This is a genomic window from Pseudomonas sp. SBT1-2 (genome assembly GCF_028640875.1).
In the GTDB taxonomy this organism is placed as follows: Bacteria; Pseudomonadota; Gammaproteobacteria; order Pseudomonadales; family Pseudomonadaceae; genus Aquipseudomonas; species Aquipseudomonas chlororaphis_I.
Window position 1 is genome coordinate 19,325 of sequence record NZ_JAQZAA010000093.1, and the last position, 17,659, is coordinate 36,983.

General features: G+C 64.5%; 17 protein-coding genes. 13 read left to right on the plus strand and 4 right to left on the minus strand.

The genetic code is table 11. The features are described 5' to 3' along the window. Positions 1-34 precede the first annotated feature (34 nt). On the plus strand, positions 35-463 hold the full coding sequence (locus PVZ78_RS20195; protein ID WP_009051357.1) for a DUF2269 family protein: 429 nt from the start codon (positions 35-37) through the stop codon (positions 461-463). An 81-nt stretch (positions 464-544) separates the two neighbouring features. Here PVZ78_RS20195 and PVZ78_RS20200 read toward each other — a convergent pair whose 3' ends face one another. After that, complete coding sequence (locus PVZ78_RS20200) at positions 545-1,201, minus strand: HAD family hydrolase (RefSeq protein WP_016704811.1); 657 nt, start codon at positions 1,199-1,201, stop codon at positions 545-547. Between the two features lie 143 nt (positions 1,202-1,344). On the opposite strand from PVZ78_RS20200, the gene PVZ78_RS20205 reads away from it, so the two are divergent. Together PVZ78_RS20205 and ptsP are read left to right on the plus strand one after the other, a co-directional pair. Continuing rightward, positions 1,345-1,824, plus strand: coding sequence for an RNA pyrophosphohydrolase (locus PVZ78_RS20205; protein WP_007927344.1), 480 nt, complete (start codon positions 1,345-1,347; stop codon positions 1,822-1,824). Positions 1,825-1,846: 22 nt separating this feature from the next. Then, positions 1,847-4,126, plus strand: coding sequence for a phosphoenolpyruvate--protein phosphotransferase (ptsP, locus tag PVZ78_RS20210; RefSeq protein WP_016704812.1), 2,280 nt, complete (start codon positions 1,847-1,849; stop codon positions 4,124-4,126). 87 nt (positions 4,127-4,213) lie between these two features. Here the strand turns inward: ptsP and PVZ78_RS20215 are convergent, their stop codons facing one another. After that, positions 4,214-4,960 (minus strand): NRDE family protein, encoded by a 747-nt coding sequence (locus PVZ78_RS20215; protein ID WP_009051354.1) that lies wholly within the window; start codon positions 4,958-4,960, stop codon positions 4,214-4,216. A 123-nt stretch (positions 4,961-5,083) separates the two neighbouring features. On the opposite strand from PVZ78_RS20215, the gene PVZ78_RS20220 reads away from it, so the two are divergent. The 3 genes from PVZ78_RS20220 (at position 5,084) to PVZ78_RS20230 (ending at position 7,786) form a co-directional block, all read left to right on the plus strand. Further along, positions 5,084-5,866, plus strand: coding sequence for a sulfite exporter TauE/SafE family protein (locus tag PVZ78_RS20220; RefSeq protein ID WP_009051353.1), 783 nt, complete (start codon positions 5,084-5,086; stop codon positions 5,864-5,866). 79 nt (positions 5,867-5,945) lie between these two features. Then, on the plus strand, positions 5,946-6,767 hold the full coding sequence (gene lgt, locus PVZ78_RS20225; RefSeq protein ID WP_009051352.1) for a prolipoprotein diacylglyceryl transferase: 822 nt from the start codon (positions 5,946-5,948) through the stop codon (positions 6,765-6,767). Positions 6,768-6,814: 47 nt separating this feature from the next. Continuing rightward, positions 6,815-7,786, plus strand: a complete 972-nt coding sequence (locus PVZ78_RS20230; RefSeq protein ID WP_273829144.1) for a thymidylate synthase — start codon at positions 6,815-6,817, stop codon at positions 7,784-7,786. Between the two features lie 105 nt (positions 7,787-7,891). Here PVZ78_RS20230 and cadR read toward each other — a convergent pair whose 3' ends face one another. Both cadR and PVZ78_RS20240 read right to left on the minus strand, forming a co-directional pair. Further along, positions 7,892-8,341 carry a Cd(II)/Pb(II)-responsive transcriptional regulator gene (cadR, locus tag PVZ78_RS20235; protein ID WP_009051350.1) on the minus strand — a complete coding sequence of 150 codons (450 nt, stop codon included), beginning with the start codon at positions 8,339-8,341 and terminating at the stop codon, positions 7,892-7,894. Positions 8,342-8,390: 49 nt separating this feature from the next. Then, positions 8,391-8,567, minus strand: a complete 177-nt coding sequence (locus PVZ78_RS20240; RefSeq protein WP_273829148.1) for a hypothetical protein — start codon at positions 8,565-8,567, stop codon at positions 8,391-8,393. A 36-nt stretch (positions 8,568-8,603) separates the two neighbouring features. Between PVZ78_RS20240 and PVZ78_RS20245 the strand changes: the two genes are divergently transcribed. From PVZ78_RS20245 to PVZ78_RS20275, 7 genes are all read left to right on the plus strand, one after another. Beyond that, entirely contained in the window at positions 8,604-10,802 is a 2,199-nt protein-coding gene (locus PVZ78_RS20245) for a heavy metal translocating P-type ATPase (protein WP_233146675.1), read from the plus strand. Between the two features lie 20 nt (positions 10,803-10,822). Next, positions 10,823-11,686, plus strand: coding sequence for a LysR family transcriptional regulator (locus tag PVZ78_RS20250; protein WP_009051348.1), 864 nt, complete (start codon positions 10,823-10,825; stop codon positions 11,684-11,686). A gap of 222 nt (positions 11,687-11,908) precedes the next feature. Further along, a complete protein-coding gene (locus PVZ78_RS20255; protein ID WP_038636035.1) occupies positions 11,909-12,985 on the plus strand; it encodes a putative 2-aminoethylphosphonate ABC transporter ATP-binding protein in 1,077 nt (358 codons plus the stop codon). 1 nt (position 12,986) lies between these two features. Beyond that, the gene (locus tag PVZ78_RS20260) at positions 12,987-14,711 is read left to right on the plus strand and encodes a putative 2-aminoethylphosphonate ABC transporter permease subunit (protein WP_016704818.1); all 1,725 of its coding nucleotides are present in this window, start codon (positions 12,987-12,989) and stop codon (positions 14,709-14,711) included. A gap of 38 nt (positions 14,712-14,749) precedes the next feature. Next, positions 14,750-15,775, plus strand: coding sequence for a putative 2-aminoethylphosphonate ABC transporter substrate-binding protein (locus PVZ78_RS20265; RefSeq protein ID WP_273829145.1), 1,026 nt, complete (start codon positions 14,750-14,752; stop codon positions 15,773-15,775). Positions 15,776-15,929: 154 nt separating this feature from the next. Then, positions 15,930-17,063, plus strand: a complete 1,134-nt coding sequence (locus PVZ78_RS20270; protein WP_273829146.1) for a TIGR03364 family FAD-dependent oxidoreductase — start codon at positions 15,930-15,932, stop codon at positions 17,061-17,063. Then, complete coding sequence (locus PVZ78_RS20275; protein WP_016704821.1) at positions 17,063-17,617, plus strand: phosphonate degradation HD-domain oxygenase; 555 nt, start codon at positions 17,063-17,065, stop codon at positions 17,615-17,617. The genes PVZ78_RS20270 and PVZ78_RS20275 overlap by 1 nt, the downstream gene beginning before the upstream one ends. Positions 17,618-17,659 lie beyond the last annotated feature (42 nt).

Sequence of the window (17,659 nt, forward strand, 5' to 3'; positions counted from 1 at the left end):
ACGCTGGTGGGCAAGGCCTCAAGGAGTCGATTACATGGAAACGCTGACCGTCCTCAAAACCGTCCATATCCTGGCCACCGTGTTGCTGCTGGGCAGCGCGCTAGGGCTGGCGATCTGGGTCTGGCGCGCTCGTAGCAAGGGTGACGCAAGCATTTACAGCCGGTTGTTGCGCCGGCCGCTGGTGTTCGTCTGGCTGTTGCTGGTGATCTGCCTGGCCAGCCTGCCGTTCAGCGGCTGGTGGCTGGTGCACCTGCTGGGCTGGTCGCTGGGGCAGACCTGGATCCTGGCCTCCAGCCTGATCTATACCCTGGGTGCCCTGAGCTGTTTCTGGCTGCTGGCGCGGCTCAATCGGGTCCGGATCGCTTCGGGTGTAGGGAGTCCGAAGTTCACCCTGGCGCTGGCGGTGTTCAGCTTCGTGTGTTTCTTCGCCATTGCCGGGTTGATGGGCGCCAAGCCTGTCTGATCGGCTTTTAGCATTGTTATCGCGAGCAAGCTCGCTCCTACAGAGATTGGCGTAGGAGCGAGCTTGCTCGCGATGGCGTCCTCAGGCGCGCAGGCTGATCACCGGCCAGCCACGCTGCTGGGCCAGGGCCCGCAGGTTCGGGTCCGGGTCCACGGCGATCGGGTTCGCCACCAGATCCAGCAGCGGCAAGTCATTCATCGAATCGCTATAGAAGTAGCTGTCTTCCAGGCTATGGCCGGTTTCCTCGAGCCAGCGCGTCAGGCGGGTGACCTTGCCTTCGCGAAAGCACGGGACGTCGATGCTGCGCCCGGTGTAGCGGCCGTCTTGCATCTCGCACTCGGTGGCGATCAGGGTTTCCACGCCCAGGCGTTCGGCGATCGGCGCGGTGACGAAGCGGTTGGTGGCGGTGATGATCACCAGCTTGTCGCCGGCGGCCTTGTGCTTGGCCAGCAATTGCGCAGCCTTGGGCAGCATCAGCGGCTCGATGCAGTCGCGCATGTAGTCGCGGTGCCATTGGTCGAGCACGTCCATCTCGGTGCGGCCGAGAACCTCCAGGCAGAAGTTCAGGTATGCAGCCTGGTCGAGCTTGCCGGCCAGGTAGTCCTGGTAGAACTCGTCGTTGCGGGCCTTGTAGGCGACGGCGTCGAGGAAGCCTCGTTCGCACAGGTAATCGCCCCAGGCGTGGTCACTGTCGCCGCCCAGAAGGGTGTTGTCCAAGTCGAATAAAGCCAGGCGCATCACGGTTACTCGCTGATAAGTCTGAAAAAAGGCGTCCAGAATACGGTCTTTTCACAAGAGTGCACATAAGCTAGGAAGCCTCGTTGCTGCTTTCACAACCTTTGTGGAACAATGCGGCGACATGCGTTTGCGAGGTTGTTGCCGTGATCGACCCCGATGGTTTCCGCCCCAATGTCGGGATCATTCTGACGAATGATGCCGGCCAGGTGCTATGGGCTCGCCGTATCAATCAAGATGCCTGGCAGTTTCCGCAAGGGGGAATCAACCCCGAAGAGACGCCGGAAGACGCTCTGTACCGCGAGTTGAACGAAGAAGTAGGCCTGGAACGCGAAGATGTGCAAATTCTCGCCTGCACCCGGGGCTGGTTGCGCTATCGTTTGCCGCAACGCCTGGTCCGTACCCACAGCCAACCGCTGTGCATCGGCCAGAAACAGAAATGGTTTCTCCTGCGCCTGATCTCCAACGAGCAGCGGGTGCGGATGGATTTGACCGGTAAACCGGAGTTCGATGGCTGGCGCTGGGTCAGTTATTGGTATCCGTTGGGCCAGGTGGTGACATTCAAGCGCGAGGTTTATCGCCGCGCTCTCAAAGAGCTTGCCCCGCGCCTTCTAGCGCGCGACTGACGACGGAGTTCGACCCCGAGCCATGCTCAATACGCTGCGCAAGATCGTCCAGGAAGTTAACTCCGCCAAGGATCTCAAGGCGGCGTTGGGGATTATTGTGTTGCGCGTCAAAGAGGCCATGGGCAGCCAGGTCTGCTCGGTCTATCTGCTGGATCCGGAGACCAACCGTTTTGTCCTGATGGCCACCGAGGGCTTGAACAAGCGCTCGATCGGCAAGGTCAGCATGGCACCCAACGAAGGTCTGGTCGGCCTGGTCGGTACGCGCGAAGAACCGCTGAACCTCGAAAACGCCGCCGATCACCCGCGTTATCGCTACTTCGCCGAGACCGGCGAGGAGCGCTATGCCTCCTTCCTCGGCGCGCCGATCATTCACCACCGCCGGGTCGTCGGCGTTCTGGTCATCCAGCAAAAGGAGCGTCGTCAGTTCGACGAGGGCGAAGAAGCCTTCCTGGTGACCATGAGCGCCCAACTGGCGGGGGTTATCGCTCATGCCGAAGCTACCGGTTCGATCCGTGGCCTGGGTCGCCAGGGCAAGGGTATCCAGGAAGCCAAGTTCATCGGCGTGCCCGGCTCGCCCGGCGCGGCGGTCGGTACCGCGGTGGTCATGCTGCCGCCGGCCGACCTGGACGTGGTGCCTGACAAGAGCATTACCGACATCGACGCTGAGCTGGCGTTGTTCAAGACCGCCATCGAAGGCGTGCGCGCCGACATGCGCACCCTCTCGGAAAAACTCGCCACCCAGCTGCGCCCCGAAGAGCGGGCGCTGTTCGACGTCTACCTGATGATGCTCGACGATGCCTCCCTGGGCAGCGAAGTGACCACCGTGATCAAGACCGGCCAGTGGGCCCAGGGCGCGTTGCGCCAGGTGGTCACCGATCACGTCAACCGTTTCGAACTGATGGACGATGCCTACCTGCGCGAGCGGGCGTCGGACGTCAAGGACCTGGGCCGTCGCCTGCTGGCCTATCTGCAGGAAGAGCGCCAGCAAACCCTGGTCTACCCCGACAACACTATCCTGGTCAGCGAAGAACTGACGCCGGCCATGCTCGGCGAGGTGCCGGAAGGCAAGCTGGTCGGCCTGGTCTCGGTATTGGGTTCGGGCAACTCCCACGTGGCGATCCTGGCCCGGGCCATGGGCATCCCGACGGTGATGGGCCTGGTCGACCTGCCGTACTCGAAAGTCGACGGCATCCAGATGATCGTCGATGGCTACCACGGCGAGGTCTATACCAACCCCAGCGATGTGCTGCGCAAGCAGTTCGCCGATGTGGTCGAGGAAGAACGGCAACTGGCCCAGGGCCTGGATGCGCTGCGCGACCAGCCGTGCGTGACGCTGGACGGCCACCGCATGCCGCTGTGGGTCAACACCGGCCTGCTGGCGGACGTGGCGCGGGCGCAGAAGCGCGGCGCCGAAGGTGTGGGTCTGTACCGCACCGAAGTGCCGTTCATGATCAACCAACGCTTCCCGAGCGAAAAGGAGCAGTTGGCGATCTATCGCGAGCAACTTGCGGCCTTCCACCCGCAACCGGTGACGATGCGCAGCCTGGACATTGGCGGCGACAAGTCACTGTCGTATTTCCCGATCAAGGAAGACAACCCCTTCCTCGGCTGGCGCGGCATTCGCGTCACCCTCGACCATCCCGAGATTTTCCTCGTCCAGACCCGCGCCATGCTCAAGGCCAGCGAAGGCCTGAACAACCTGCGCATTCTCCTGCCGATGATCTCCGGCACCCATGAGCTGGAAGAGGCACTGCACCTGATCCACCGCGCCTGGGGCGAAGTGCGCGACGAAGGCACCGATGTGCCGATGCCGCCGATCGGGGTGATGATCGAGATCCCGGCCGCGGTGTACCAGACCAAGGAACTGGCGCGCCAGGTGGACTTCCTGTCGGTCGGCTCCAACGACCTGACCCAGTACCTGCTGGCCGTGGACCGCAACAACCCACGGGTGGCGGATCTCTACGACTACCTGCATCCGGCGGTGCTGCAAGCCTTGCAGACCGTGGTGCGCGACGCCCATGCCGAAGGCAAGCCGGTGAGTATCTGCGGCGAGATGGCCGGCGATCCGGCGGCGGCGGTGCTGCTGATGGCGATGGGCTTCGACAGCCTGTCGATGAACGCCACCAACCTGCCGAAAGTGAAGTGGATGCTGCGTCAGATCAATCTCAGCAAGGCCAAGGAATTGCTGGCCGAGTTGATGACCATCGACAACCCGCAAGTTATCCACAGCTCGCTGCAACTGGCGCTGAAGAACCTGGGCCTGGCGCGGATGATCAATCCGGCGTCGGCCAAGACTCTTTAAAAACGATCGCGAGCAAGCTCACTCCTACAGACGTCGCCAAACCCTGTAGGAGCGAGCTTGCTCGCGATAGCGTACTTTCAGACGCCGCTAAACCCTCAGCTCCACTTCCCCCAGATGCCCGCCATAGGGCCCGAAGCTGCGCTCGACTATGTGCCTGGAACCATCGGCCCGGACGATCAGCGCCGTGCTGGCCCGCGTGCCATAACTGGGGCTGGCGATAAACACGCTCGACAGCAGGCTCTCGGTGGCCAGGCCAACCCCGGTGTCGGGCAGGTCGGCAAACGGCGCGGTCTGCGCATCGCTGAGCAGGGCGAGCAGAGCCTGGGGGTGCGGGTCGTGCAGTACTTCCTGCAGCGCCGCCTTGGCCTTGAGCAGCTTGGGCCAGGGTGTGTCGAGCCCGGCATTCGACAGGCCGTACACGCCACTGTCCAGTTGCTGCGGCTCACGGGCCTGGGCGTTGTAGTGCCAGAGCTGGTCAGGGGTGCCTATCAGCAGGTTGAAGCCGGCATATTCCAGGGATCGGCCGACAACGTCGCTGAAATAGTCGTCTATCGACATCTTGTTGCTGAGAAAACGCGCTACCAGCTCGCCTCGGGAACGGCGTGCGGGGGGCTGGTGGGGATTGCGGATATTGGTCAGGGCGGCGAAGCGTCCGTCGGCGCCGAGGCCGAGCCAGGTACCGCCGGCCTCCAGATCGCGGCCGGCGTAGATGTCGGGCGCTTCGGGCCATTGCGCCAGCGGCAGGCTGGGGCGGGCGTAGAACTCGTCACGGTTGGCCGCGACGATCAGGGGCAGGGCGTGGCCCGGCCGCCAGGCGAATACGATCAAGCACATCAGGTCGTCCCTTTTGTGTTTTTTGCCCACTCTACGCACAGATCGACTGGGTATCCATCGCCATCCAGTGGAGCCAAGGGCCATGCATCCGTTACCATGCCGCTCTCTTTTCGGGATGCCTCCATGGAATTTCTGCTCTATCTGCTGCTGGGGGCCTGCGCCGGCGTATTGGCTGGTCTGTTTGGCGTGGGTGGCGGCATCATCATCGTGCCCGTGCTGGTGTTCAGCTTCACCTTGCAAGGTTTCGATCCGTCGATCCTGACCCACCTGGCGGTCGGCACGTCGCTGGCGACCATCATCTTCACCTCGGTCAACGCGGTTCGCGAACACCAGCGCAGGGGCGCGGTGCGCTGGCCGATCTTTGCCTGGATGACCCTGGGCATCCTGCTCGGCGCCGGGGTCGGGGCGCTGACGGCCGAAGCGATCTCCGGGCCGAACCTGCAGAAAATCATCGGTGTTTTCGCCCTGGTGATCGCCCTGCAGATGACCCTGGATCTGCGGCCCAAGGCCAGCCGCGACGTTCCCGGCAAGCTCGGGCTGACCCTGGCCGGCAGTGTGATCGGCTGGGCTTCGGCGATTTTCGGCATCGGCGGCGGCTCGCTGACCGTGCCGTTTTTGACCTGGCGCAGCGTGCCGATGCAGCAGGCGGTGGCCACGTCCTCGGCCTGTGGTTTGCCGATTGCCGTGGCCAGTGCAATAAGTTTCATGATTCTGGGCTGGCATGATCCGTCGCTGCCGGCTCATAGTCTGGGTTTTGTGTATTTGCCGGCGCTGCTGGGCATTGCCCTGACCAGCATGGTCTTTGCCCGGTTCGGCGCGCGACTGGCCCATCGGCTGTCTCCGCGCCTGTTGAAGCGGCTGTTCGCCGGCCTGCTGTTCGTGGTCGGCCTGACGTTCCTGCTCTGACAGGTTTCGCAATCCTGGCTTAATCCGCGCGTGACATGGTCGCGGCGCACATCGAGTTTCACTCTAACGAGGAGTCGCAATGCTGCCTTACCCGCAGATCGACCCGGTGGCCCTGGCCATCGGCCCGCTGAAAATTCACTGGTACGGCCTGATGTACCTGATCGGCATCGGTGGCGCCTGGCTGCTGGCGTCGCGCCGGTTGAACCGCTTCGACCCGACCTGGACCAAGGAAAAGCTCTCCGACATGGTGTTCTGGATGTCGATGGGGGTCATTGTCGGTGGGCGCCTGGGGTATGTGCTGTTCTACGACCTGAGTGCCTACCTGGCCAACCCGACGCTGATCTTCGAGGTCTGGAAAGGCGGCATGTCGTTCCACGGCGGTTTCATCGGGGTGATGCTGGCGGCCTTGTGGTTCGGCAAGAAGAACAACAAGTCGTTCTTCCAACTGATGGACTTCGTCGCGCCGATGGTGCCGATCGGCCTGGGCGCCGGGCGCATCGGCAACTTCATCAACGCCGAGTTGTGGGGCAAGCCGACCGACCTGCCGTGGGCCATGATCTTCCCGCCGTTCAGCGACCCGGCCCAGCTGCCGCGCCATCCTTCGCAGCTGTATCAGTTCGCCCTGGAAGGCGTGGCGCTGTTCCTCATCCTCTGGCTGTTCTCGCGCAAACCTCGCCCAACCATGGCGGTTTCCGGGATGTTCGCCCTGTTTTACGGTATTTTCCGTTTTATCGTCGAGTTCGTCCGGGTCCCGGATGCGCAGCTGGGTTACCTGGCGTGGAACTGGCTGACCATGGGCCAGGTGCTGTGCCTGCCGATGATCGTTGGCGGCCTGTTCCTGATCTGGCTGGCCTACCACCGCGCTCCAGCGGCACCGGCGGCGAAAGACGCCGCGCTCTAATTCGGATCGCAGGGCGCGAGCCCTGCCTTCAAGGACACAGGTAATACATGAAGCAATATCTCGATCTGGTCGCCCACGTCATCAAGAACGGCACCAAGCAGGCCAACCGCACGGGCGTGAATACCATCAGCTTCCCCGGCGCGATGCTGCGTTATGACCTGAAAGACGGTTTTCCGGCGATCACCACCCGCAAGATGGCCTTCAAGTCGGCCATCGGCGAGATGTGCGGTTTCCTTCGTGGGGTGAACAACGCCGCCGAATTCCGTGCCCTGGGCTGCAAGGTCTGGGACCAGAACGCCAACGAAAACGCCCAGTGGCTGGCCAACCCCTTCCGCCAGGGCGAGGACGACCTGGGTGAGATCTACGGCGTGCAATGGCGCAAGTGGCCGGCGTACAAGCAGATCCCCCTGAGCAACCCCGCCGCCATCGAGCAGACCCTGAAGCAGGGCTACCGGCAGATCGCCGAAGGTGAGGAAAACGGCCAGGCCTACGTGGTGCTGTACAAGGCCATCGATCAGGTGCGCCAGTGTGTGGACACCATCATCAAGGACCCGGGCAGCCGCCGTATCCTGTTCCACGGCTGGAACTGCGCCCAGCTGGATGAAATGGCCCTGCCACCGTGCCACCTGTTGTACCAGTTCCACCCGAATGTCGAGACTCGGGAGATTTCCCTGACCCTCTACATCCGTTCCAACGACCTGGGCCTGGGTACGCCGTTCAACCTCACCGAAGGCGCGGCGCTGCTGAGCCTGATCGGTCGCCTGACCGGCTACACCCCGCGCTGGTTCACCTATTTCATCGGTGACGCCCACGTCTACGAAAACCACCTGGACATGCTCAACGAACAGCTCAAGCGCGAGCCGTTCCCGATGCCGAAGCTGGTGATTTCCGAGCGTGTACCGGAGTTTACCAAGACCGGTGTGTACGAGCCGGAGTGGCTGGAAAAGGTCGAGCCGAGCGACTTCTCGCTGGAAGGCTACGAGCACCACGCGCCGATGACCGCGCCGATGGCGGTCTGATCCACCCTTTGTAGGAGCGAGCGTGCTCGCGATCAGCCGCCAGGCTGAGATTTGCGGTGCTCACCTTACCGCTATCGCGAGCAAGCTCGCTCCTACAGGGTTTGTCTAGTGGCCGTGGCTACGGCCCACGTGAGAATCCTCGGCCTCGCTGGGGGCCACCGAGCCGCTGACTTCCAGGCTCTGCAAAATCCCGCACTGATCCAGGTCCGGCCCTTCACTGCAGCGTTGGCGCAGGTCGAGCAGCTGTGTCTGCAAGGCCAGCAGCCCGTCGATCCGCGCCTTGACGTGGTGGATATGTTCGTCGATCAGCGCGTTCACGCTCTGGCACTGGTCCTGCGGGCTGTCGCGCAGGTTTAGCAGGCTGCGGATTTCCTCGAGGGTCATGTCCAGGCTGCGGCAGTTGCGGATGAAGGTCAGGCGTTCGGTGTGGGCCTGGGTATACAGGCGATAATTGCCCTCGCTGCGGGCCGGTTCCGGCAGCAGGCCTTCGCGCTCGTAGTAACGGATGGTTTCGACCTGACAGTCGGTCAGCTTCGCCAGCTCGCCAATTTTCATCGCGCCAATCTCCGAAAGGGTGCTTGACCCTATAGTGGCTACAGGGTGTTCACTTGGCAACAGGCACCTTTTCGGACGCGACCTTATGAGCGATTCGTTGCACACCCCTGGCAAACCCGGCGCTGGTTCCAAGCATGCTGGCCACGATCACGATCACGATCACGATCACGATCACGGCCATGGCGCAAAACTGCATCCGGTGAAAAAACACGATCATGCCGGTCACGACGGTTCCTGCTGTTCAGCGCCGTCGTTGGTCCAGTTGAGCGAGCCCCAGGCTGACAGCCATGGCGATGCCTGTTGTTCGTCGGCCGCCGCGCCATCGCTGGTCAAGCTCAGCGCGGCGCCGAGCGCCAATGCGCGCCTGAGCAGCTTTCGCATCGACGCCATGGACTGCCCGACCGAGCAGACGCTGATCCAGAACAAGCTGGGCAAGCTGGCGGGTGTGCAGCAACTGGAGTTCAACCTGATCAACCGCGTGCTGGGCGTGACCCACGACCTGCAGGACGACGCTCCGATCATCGCCGCCATCAAGTCCCTGGGCATGGAGGCAGAGCCCATCGGCCAGGGTGGCGAGTCCGATGCCCCGGCCGCAGCACCGGTGAAAAAGCACTGGTGGCCGCTGGCGCTGTCCGGCATCGGCGCGCTGGCCGCGGAAGTGATCCACTTCACCAGCGCCGCGCCGACCTGGGTGGTGGCGGTGATTGCCCTGGTATCGATCCTCAGCGGCGGTCTCGGCACCTACAAGAAGGGTTGGATCGCCCTGAAGAACCGCAACCTCAACATCAACGCCCTGATGAGCATCGCCGTGACCGGCGCCGTGCTGATCGGCCAATGGCCGGAAGCGGCGATGGTGATGTTCCTGTTCACCGTGGCTGAGCTGATCGAGGCCCGGTCCCTGGACCGCGCGCGCAATGCCATCAGCGGCCTGATGCAGATGACCCCGGAACGGGTCACGGTGCAGCAGGCGGACGGCAGCTGGCTCGAGCTGGAAGCGAAAAGCATCGAACTCGGCGCGCGGGTACGGGTGCGTCCGGGTGAGCGCATCGGCCTGGACGGCGAGGTGGTGGCCGGCAGTTCGACCATCGACCAGGCGCCGATCACCGGCGAAAGCCTGCCGGTGGAGAAGACCCTGGGCGACAAGGTCTTCGCCGGCACCATCAACCAGGCCGGTTCCCTGGAGTATCGGGTGACCGCGGCGGCCAACAACTCGACCCTGGCGCGGATCATCCACGCGGTGGAACAGGCCCAGGGCGCGCGGGCGCCGACCCAGCGTTTCGTTGACAGCTTCTCGAAAATCTATACCCCCGCGGTGTTCGCCTTCGCCCTGGCCGTGGCGGTGATTCCACCGCTGTTCATGGGCGCCGCCTGGTTCGACTGGATCTACCGCGCGCTGGTGCTGCTGGTGGTGGCATGTCCGTGCGCCCTGGTGATTTCCACCCCGGTGACCATCGTCAGCGGCCTGGCCGCGGCGGCGCGCAAAGGCATCCTGATCAAGGGCGGGGTCTACCTGGAGGGCGGTTACAAGCTCGACTACCTGGCGCTGGACAAGACCGGCACCATCACCCACGGCAAGCCGGTGCAGACCGATTTCCTGTCCCTCGACCCGCTGGCGGACAGCAGCGCCCCGGCCATCGCCGCCAGCCTGGCGTCCCGTTCCGATCACCCGGTGTCCCTGGCCATCGCCAATGCGGCTGTGGATAAGCAACTGAGTCTGCACCTTGTGGATAACTTCGAAGCCCTGGCCGGCCGCGGTGTGCGCGGGGAAATCAACGGCCAGCTCTACCACCTGGGCAACCATCGCCTGGTGGAGGAACTGGGGCTGTGCTCGCCAGAGCTGGAAGAGCAGCTGTTCGCCCTGGAGAAACAGGGCAAGACCGTGGTGCTGTTGCTCGACAGCGCCGGCCCCCTGGCCCTGTTCGCCGTGGCGGACACGGTCAAGGAGTCCAGTCGCGAAGCGATCCAGCAGTTGCACGAGCTGGGCATCAAGACCCTGATGCTGACCGGCGACAACCCGCACACTGCCGAGGCCATCGCCGCCCAGGTGGGCATCGACCGGGCCCGCGGCGACCTGCTGCCCACCGACAAGCTGCAAGCCATCGAAGATCTGTATGCCCAAGGGCATCGGGTCGGTATGGTCGGCGACGGCATCAACGACGCCCCAGCCCTGGCCCGCGCAGAGATCGGTTTCGCCATGGCCGCGGCGGGGACCGACACTGCCATCGAGACCGCCGATGTCGCCCTGATGGACGACGATCTGCGCAAGATTCCGGCCTTTGTCCGACTGTCCCGCCAGACCTCGAACATCCTCGTACAAAATATCGCCCTGGCCCTGGTCATCAAGGCGATCTTTCTTGGGGTAACCTTCTTCGGGTTGGCCACCATGTGGATGGCCGTGTTCGCCGACATGGGCGTCAGCCTGTTGGTGGTCTTCAACGGTTTGCGCCTGTTGCGCAAATAAAGGGATAACGAGAGCGTGCAGTGCTGAGTGCCGAGCTGAAGGCGTTTTACATGGTGGCCCGCCTGGGCAGCATCACCCTGGCGGCGAAAAAGCTCGGCCTGAGCCAGCCCACGGTGACCACCCAGATCCGCCATCTGGAAAGCCAGTACGCGGTCGAGCTGTTCTATCGCGGCGGGCGCCGCCTCAGCGTTAGCGAGGAGGGCGCCCGGCTGCTGCCGATGGTCAAGGCGCTGTTGCAACAGGAAGCCGATATCGAGTTTTTCCTGCGTAACAGCGGCCAGCTGCAAGGCACCCTGCGGATCGCCGCCACGGCGCCGTATTACATCCTCGATCTGGTGAAGACCTTTCGGGAGCGCCTGCCCCAGGTGGAGGTGTCGGTGGAAATCGGCAACTCGCAGCAGGTCCTGGAGTCGCTGGAGGAGTATCGGGTCGACATCGCCGCGTCCTCGCAGTTGCTGGAAGATTCGCGCTTGATCCGCCGGGTGCTCGGCAGCGATCCGCTGGTGCTGGCGGTGCATCGCAATCATCCGTTGGCGGCCCTCGATCACGTCCCCCTGAATGCCCTGGCTGGGCATACCCTGCTGATGCGCGAGCCGGGCTCCACCACCCGGCGCCTGACCGAAGAGCTGCTCGACAGCGCCCGGGTCAGCTTCGGGCCGCTGCTGGAAATCGGCAGCCGCGAGTCGATCCGCGAGGCGGTGCTGCGCAATATCGGCATCAGCATCATTGCCCGCCAGGAAGTGCCCCACGATCCGCAGCTGCGGGTGCTGACCATCGAGAACGCGCCGCAGATCGCCGAATACCTGTACTGCCTCAAGGAGCGCAAGGGCGCGCGCCTGCCGGCGGCCTTCCTCGGGCTGGCGCAGGAAATGGCGCCGGCCTGAACAGCCACCTGCTGCGCAGGTGATCGCGGGCAAGCCTCGCTCCTACAGAAACACCGCCCGGCTTCTGTAGGAGCGAGGCTTGCCCGCGATAGCGTCGCAACGGCTAACGCGATCCCCAACCCAAATCCGCCAATACCACTATCGGCAGCTTTTGCCTCACTGCCACAGTAACTACGCATTCGCTCCCTAGGATGGCCTGCATCTGCTTGATGAGGTCCGTCCATGAACAACCCGATCGCAACTGCCCTGAGCAACCCCGGCGCACCGATGAAGGTGCGCGGCATGCAGAAGCGCTTTGGCGCTTTCACCGCGCTGGATAACGTCTCCCTGGATGTGGCGGCCGGTGAGCTGGTGTGCCTGCTCGGCCCGTCGGGCTGCGGCAAGACCACCTTGCTGCGCTGCATCGCCGGCCTCGAGCGCCAGGACCGGGGTGAGTTGTACCTGGGCAGCCGCGACGTCTCGCACCTGGCGCCCCAGGCCCGGGACTACGGCATTCTGTTCCAGTCCTATGCGCTGTTCCCCAACCTCAGCGTCGAAGCCAACATCGCCTACGGCCTGGCCGGCAGCGGCCGTGACGAAGTGCGCCAGCGCGTGGCGCAGATGCTGGAACTGGTGGGCCTGACCGGCAGCGAAAAGAAATACCCCGGCCAGCTGTCCGGCGGCCAGCAGCAGCGGGTGGCCCTGGCGCGCGCCCTGGCCCCGGCGCCTTCGTTGCTGTTGCTGGATGAGCCGATGTCGGCGCTGGATGCCCGGGTGCGCGAGCACCTCTGTACCGAACTGCGCCAGCTGCAGCGGCGCCTGGGTATCACCACCCTGATGGTGACCCACAACCAGGACGAGGCCATGTTGATGGCCGACCGCATCGCGGTGATGAACAACGGCAGGGTCGAGCAGTACGCCACGCCGCAGGAAATCTACGATCGCCCGGCCACCCCATTCGTCGCCGAATTCGTCGGCCAGGGCAACTGGCTGCCGTTCCGCCGCAGCAGCGACAGCCACGCCCAGGTCGGCGGGATGAACCTGCGGCTGGCGGCCGACTCCGGCAAGGCCGCTTCGGGCCGGTTGTTCTGCCGTCCGGAAGCGATCAACGTCAATCCGCCGGTGCACGAGGAAAACCTGTTCCCGGCCAAGGTCCGGGAGATCACCTTCCTCGGCAACCGCTGCCGCATGAGCTTCGAACTCAACGAATTGCCCGGCCATCCGCTGCTGGCCGAGCTGGCCCCGGAAGCCATGCCGCGCCTTGGCGCCCAGGACATCTGGGTCGCCTTGCCACCGCGCAGCCTGCAGGTGTTTGCCTGAGATGGCCGTTGATCTGAGCCTGCCGCTACCCGCAAAACGGGCGCGCCAGGCTTCCCGTGCGGAAATCGGCGACCGCATCTTCGTGCTCGGCGGCAAGCTGGTGCTGCTCGTGCTGCTGGGCCTGGCGGTACTGCTGCCGTTGCTGGCGATCTTCTGGCGCGGCTTCAGCGGTGAAGCCGGGCAGGGCGGTGGCCTGGTCGCCGCCCGTGAGTTGGTGACCAGCGCCAACTTCCACTGGCTGTTGGGCAACAGCCTGAAAGTCTCCCTCAGCGTCGCTGCCATCGTGGTACCGCTGGCCTACCTGTTCGCCTATGCCCTGCAACGCACGCTGATTCCCGGCAAGGCGATCTGGCGCGGCCTGTCGCTATTGCCGCTGATGGCGCCGTCGATGCTGCCGGGGATTGCCCTGGTCTATCTGTTCGGCAACCAGGGCCTGCTGCGCGGGCTGCTCTCGGACAATATCTACGGCTTCTGGGGCATTGTCCTCGGCGAAGTGATCTACACCTTTCCCCACGCTTTGATGATCCTGCTGTCGGCCCTGTCCCTGGCCGATGCGCGGCTGTTCGACGCCGCGTCGAGCATGGGCGCCAGCCCGGCCAAGGCCTTTCGCAGCATTACCTGGCCGGCCACCCGGCAAGCGGTGTTCGCCGCGTTCTGCCTGGTGTTCACCCTGACCATCACCGATTTCGGGGTGCCGGTGGTGGTCGGCGGCGACTATCAGGTGCTGGCGCTGGAGGCCTATAAGGCGGTGGTCGGCCAGCAGCAGTTCGGCCGTGGCGCCTTGATCGGCATGGTGCTGTTGCTGCCGGCGCTGTTCAGCTTCGGTGTCGATGCCTGGCTGCGCCGCCGTCATGGCGATTCCATGAGCGGCCGGGCCCAGGTGTTCCAGCCGGCGCCTTCTCGCGTGAGAGACGGCTGCTACCTGGCGATCGTCCTGTTGATCTGCGCGGCGCTGCTGCTGGTATTCGGCATGGCGGTGTTCTCGTCACTGGTGAAGTTCTGGCCCTATAACCTGTCGCTGTCGCTCAACCACTACCAGTTCAACGACACCGCCGGCGGCGGCTGGCTGGCCTACCGCAACAGCCTGACCATGGCCCTGTGCACGGCGCTGATCGGCGGCGCGCTGATCTTCACCGGCGCCTACCTGATGGAGAAGACCCACGCCCAGCGCGGCCTCAACCTGGCGCTGCGCATGCTCAGCTTCGTGCCGATGGCGGTGCCGGGCCTGGTGCTGGGCCTGGGTTATGTCTTCTTCTTCAACCTCAGCGGCAACCCGCTGCATGTGTTCTACGGCAGCATGACCCTGCTGGTGGTGTGCACCATCGCCCACTACCTGACCACCGCGCAGATGACCGCCACCACCGCGCTGCGCCAGCTCGACGCCGAGTTCGAGGCCGCCGCGCTGTCGCTCAAGGCGCCGCTGTACCGCCATTACCTGCGGGTCACCGTGCCGATCTGCCTGCCGGCGCTGCTGGATATCCTGCGCTACCTATTCGTCTCGGCCATGACCACCGTCTCGGCGGCGATCTTCCTCTACAGCCCCGACACCATCCTCGCGGCGGTGGCGGTGCTGAACATGGACGACGCCGGCAACGTCGGCGGCGCGGCCGCCATGTCGACCCTGATCCTCTTGACCTCGGCGGGCGTGTCCCTGCTCCTGGCCTGGGCTTCGCGTGGCTTGCTGCGCCGCTCCCAGGCCTGGCGGCAGACCGCGCCCGGCCACTGAATCTGTCCAACCCCACTACCACAGAAAGGAACCGCACCATGTTCAAGCCCCTGGCTGTTGCCGCTGCTGTCCTCACTGCTTTCAGCATGAACGCCTTCGCCGCGAAGACCGAACTGACCGTCTATACCGCCCTCGAGGCCGAGCAACTGAAGAGCTACAAGCAGGCCTTCGAAGCCGCCAACCCGGACGTGGAAATCAAATGGGTGCGCGACTCCACCGGGATCATCACCGCCAAGCTGCTGGCGGAAAAAGCCCGGCCGCAGGCGGACGCGGTGTGGGGGCTGGCGGCCTCCAGCCTGGCGATCCTCGATCAGCAGGGCATGCTGCAAAGCTATGCGCCGAAGGATTTGGGCAAGATCGGCGGCAACTACCGCGACGCCGCCAACCCGCCGGCCTGGGTCGGCATGGACGTCTGGGCCGCGACCATCTGCTTCAACACCGTCGAGGCCGAAAAGCAGGGCCTGACCAAGCCGGTGAGCTGGCAGGACCTGACCAAGCCTGAGTACAAGGGCAAGATCGTCATGCCCAACCCGGCCTCGTCCGGCACCGGCTTCCTCGACGTCAGCGCCTGGTTGCAGACCTTCGGCGAGAAGCAGGGCTGGCAGTACATGGACGACCTGCACCAGAACATCGGCCAGTACGTTCACTCCGGTTCCAAGCCGTGCAAGCTGGCGGCGGCCGGCGAATTCCCGATCGGCATCTCCTTCGAATACCCGGCCGTGCAGCTCAAGCGCCAGGGCGCGCCGCTGGACATCGTGCTGCCGAAGGAGGGCCTGGGCTGGGAAATCGAAGCCACCGCGGTAATCAAGGGCACCCCGCATGAAGAAGCCGCGAAGAAACTCGCCGACTTCTCCGCCAGCCCCGCGGCCATGGAGCTGTACAAGGAAAACTTCGCCGTCCTGGCCCAGCCGGGGATCGCCAAGCCGCAGACCGAACTGCCGGCCGACTACGAGCAGCGCCTGATCAAGAACGACTTCGCCTGGGCGTCGAAGAACCGCGACGAGATCCTCGCCGAGTGGCGCAAGCGCTATGACGGCAAGTCCGAGAAGGTCGCCACGAAGTAACCGCAAGGTCTCCCTGTAGGAGCAGCCGGTCGACGCTCGATTGCTCGCGATGGAGGCCAACGATGACAAGGGCGTCCTGAATGCACGCGGTGCCCTTGGTTTTTTTCGCGAGCAAGCTCGCTCCTACAGGTCATCTCCCAAGGACAACATACACATGAGCAACCACAACGACCTGCTGATCGTCGGCGCCGGCATCCTCGGGCTGTCCCATGCCTATGCCGCGGCCAAGCGCGGTTTGCGGGTCAAGGTTTTCGAGCGCAGCGCCACGCCCCTGGGCGCGTCGGTGCGCAATTTCGGTCAGGCCCTGGTGACCGGCCAGCCGCCTGGGGTGATGCTCGACCTGGCCAGGGCCAGCCGCGGCATCTGGGGTGACTGGGCCGAACTGGCTGGCCTGCCGCTCAAGCGCAACGGCTCTTACCTGTTCGCCCGCACCGAGGCCGAAGAGCAATTGCTGCAGGCCTTCTGCGCCGGACGCGCGCGGGAGCACGGCTACCGCGTCGAACTGCTGCGCGGCGCGGCCTTGAACGATCTGTACGGCGGGCGCTTGCGCCATCATCGCGCGGCGCTGCACGGCCTGGACGACCAGCAGCTGTATTCCCGCGAAGCCCTGCCGATGCTGATCGACTACCTGCGCCGTGACCTCGGGGTGGAGTTTCATTTCTCCACCCTGGTGCGCGACATCGAGCCCGGCCAGTTGCACAGCACCGCCGGCAGCTTTCGCGCGGCGCAGATCCTGGTCTGTTCCGGGCATGACTACCAGACCCTGCTGGCCGAGCCGATTGCCGCGCTGGCGCCGCAGGTCTGTCGCCTGCAAATGCTCCGCGCCCGGCCCGAGGTGCAGCTGGACCTGCAACACGCGCTGCTCACCGGCCTGAGCTGTGTGCATTACGGCGCCTTTGCCGACCTGCCCGAAGCGGCGGCGGTGCAGGCGCAGATCCTGCGGGACGCGCCGCACCTGCACGAAAACGGCATCCACCTGCTGATCAGCCCGACGCCCTATGGTGAGCTGATCATCGGCGACTCCCACCATTACGGCAGCGATCCCTCGCCGTTCAATGCCGAACAGGTGGACAACTGGATGCTCGAACTGGCCGAACACACCCTGGGCTGCAAGGTGCAGGTAATCGAGCGCTGGCAGGGTGTCTATGGCGCCCGCGGCCCGGGGCCGTTCTCGTTCCTGCGCCCGGCCGCCGGGGTCAGCGTGGCGCTGATGCACAGCGGTGTGGGCATGAGCGTCGGCCCGGCCATGGCCGAGGGCAATATCGCCCGTTTGCTGGAGGAAGCCTGATGGGGCCTGAGCAGCGGATCGCCGAGGTGTTCGGCCTGTACGAGCGTTTTGGCGACAGCGACTACATCGGCGAGCCGGTGTCGCAGCTCGAACACATGTCCCAGGCCGCGCAACGGGCCATGGCCGAGGGCTTCGACGACGAAGTGGTGTTGGCGGCGTTCTTCCACGATATCGGGCATATCTGTGTGCAGGATGCCGAGAACATGGGCGGTTTCGGCGTGGTCAGCCATGAGCGGCTGGGCGCCGACTACCTGCGCCGCGCCGGTTTCAGCGAGCGCCTGGCGCGGCTGGTGGAGTACCACGTGCAGGCCAAGCGTTACCTGACCTTCAAGGAACCGGGCTATTACGAGCGGCTCAGCCAAGCCAGCCGGCGCACCCTGGAATACCAGGGTGGAGTGATGAGCGCCGAGGAGGCCCGGGCCTTCGAGCAGGACCCGCTGTGCGCGGTCAGCCTGCGCTTGCGCCATTGGGACGAACAAGCCAAGGAGCTGCGGGTGCCGGTGATGGATTTGCAGGTGCTCAAGGACAAGGCGGCGCGTCTGCTGAACCCCTGATTTTGTGGTGCCTGGAAGATGGCTATCGCGGGCAAGCCTCGC